Annotated in this window: 2 protein-coding genes and 1 other RNA gene; 2 read left to right on the top strand and 1 reads right to left on the bottom strand. The window is 37.8% G+C overall.

The window, feature by feature from the left end:
* Positions 1–113 precede the first annotated feature (113 nt).
* Complete coding sequence (locus PMI10_RS19540) at positions 114–407, bottom strand: hypothetical protein (RefSeq protein ID WP_007810983.1); 294 nt, start codon at positions 405–407, stop codon at positions 114–116.
* A gap of 124 nt (positions 408–531) precedes the next feature.
* Here PMI10_RS19540 and rnpB point away from each other — a divergent pair.
* An RNA gene (rnpB, locus tag PMI10_RS21790) (RNase P RNA component class A) lies at positions 532–850 on the top strand.
* Positions 851–881: 31 nt separating this feature from the next.
* Entirely contained in the window at positions 882–2132 is a 1251-nt protein-coding gene (locus tag PMI10_RS19535; RefSeq protein ID WP_007810982.1) for a cation:dicarboxylate symporter family transporter, read from the top strand.
* The last annotated feature ends 97 nt before the right edge of the window (positions 2133–2229 follow it).

The raw sequence follows: 2229 nt of genomic DNA, 5'->3' as shown, positions 1-2229 counted from the left end.
TGTTTGCTCTAGCCCTGATGGGAGCGGCATCCTTTTTTTGGCTTTTTTAGCCAGAAAAAGATACAGCGGACAGCAGGAATAGCTCCTGAAAATATAATAAAGATTCCTTAAAATCACCTGCCTTTTATGCTTAAGTCTAGTAATATTTGAGCGGTTTCGGAATCTGAATCTGCCGAAAATCCTGCTACATACACTCCTTTTTTGCCTGAACTGGATTTAATTCCGTATACAACTGCCTCATCGCCCGGGTCTGACTCCCCTTCGTATCGATACACATGTACAATTTCAAATTTTTCAGGATTTTTTTTAATTGCTGTCGAGTTTAAATTAAAGTCACAGGTAAATCCTTTTTCATTCAATTGATCTAAAGCTTTTGAAACAGTTGCGTAGTGATACATTCTTGTCATGATAATTGAATTTTAAAATTATGGATTTTAAAGATAACCAATTTAAAATTAAAATGTTATGTGTTTGGGTTGAAAATCTAAATTTTAAAATCAGGATTCTTCGGTTATAAATTGTTACTTTTGCGCCGCAGACCGCCTTATCGTCGTCCTGATTTATTGGGAGGGAGGAAAGTCCGGACACCACAGAGAAGCATAGCGGGTAACACCCGTCGGCGTTAGAAATGGCGCAAGGACAAGTGCAACAGAAAGTATGTACAGGTAATGCTGTAGTGAAACCAGGTAAACTCTATGCGGTGAAATACCAAGTATATCAGCATTTAAGGGCTTCTCGTTCGTTGCTGAAGGGTAGGTAGCTTGAGTCATGCAGTAATGCATGATCTAGATAAATGATAAGGCTCTGATTTGATCAGAGACAGAATCCGGCTTACAGGTCTGCATTTTTTATATATTTGTGAAAATCTCTAACTTAACTTCATGAATATACCTACCCCAAATTCTTCTAAAAAACCTCAAAAAAGTATTTTTCATACCGTGATTACCAATCTTACTTTTTGGGTATTGATTGCGATTATTGCCGGTATTTTGCTCGGGCATTTTTCTCCTGAAAACGGAATGAAAATGGAAATACTGGGAGATAAATTTATTAAGCTTATCAAACTATTTATAGGTCCGATTATATTTTTGACGATTGTTTTAGGGATTTCCGGAATGGGAAACCTAAAGAAAGTTGGTCGAATCGGCGTAAAAGCTTTGGGGTATTTTGAAGTGGTTTCGACAGTAGCGCTGGCTATTGGAGTGGGAGTTGCGTATTTTTTTCAACCCGGAAAAATTGATAAATCAGGGCTGGCTTTGGGAGATGCCAGTCAATATACAAAAGGTGCTGCGGAACACTTTTCGTGGCTGAAGTTCTTCTTGTCGAATTTTACTTTGCAGGTTTTATTGGCCGCTATTGTTTGCGGTATTTTATTGAATTTTTATAAGAAGCGGGAGCAGACGATTTTAGTTTTGGAACGTTTTTCGAAAGTAGTTTTCCTCGGATTGAAATATGTAATGTATCTCGCACCATTAGGTGCTTTTGGAGGAATGGCCTATACAATTGGGAAGTTCGGATTGGAGACTTTGATTCCGCTTGGGAAGTTGATGTTATGTGTTTATCTGACAATGGCTTTATTTGTGTTTTTAATTCTCGGAAGTATTCTGAGGTACTATAAAATCAATATTCTTTCGATTTTAAAATACATAAAAGAAGAACTTTTATTGGTTCTCGGAACGTCATCTTCTGAAGCAGCGCTGCCGAGTATTATGGTAAAACTGGAGCAAATGGGCTGCAGTAAATCAGTTGTGGGTTTGGTGATTCCGACAGGTTATTCTTTTAATCTTGATGGGACTTCAATTTATTTGTCTATGTCGGTTATATTTCTTGCGCAGTTGTATGATGTGCATTTAAGTTTCTTCGAAATCCTGAGCGTTATCGGAATTTTGATGATTACTTCTAAAGGAGCAGCGGGTGTGACCGGAAGCGGATTTATTGTTCTGGCTTCGACGTTGACGGCACTACATAAAATTCCGGTTGAAGGTTTGGCTTTTTTATTGGGAGTTGATAAATTTATGAGTGAAGCACGCGCAATAACTAATTTGATTGGAAATACGGTGGCGACGATTGTGATTTCTAAAACAGAGCATGATTTTACAGAGTTGAATTTAGAACCTGTTTTGGAGGAGTGATAACTTTGTGCTTAATTGAACACGGATTGAACTGATTCGCTAAAGCGAAGACGCAGATTAAAACGGATTTTTCTTGTCTTTGTCATTTCTGTAAAGG

The organism is Flavobacterium sp. CF136 (assembly GCF_000282055.1).
GTDB lineage: Bacteria > Bacteroidota > Bacteroidia > Flavobacteriales > Flavobacteriaceae > Flavobacterium.
Note: the sequence above shows the minus strand (reverse complement) of the source record. Positions and strands in the feature narration are given on the sequence as shown.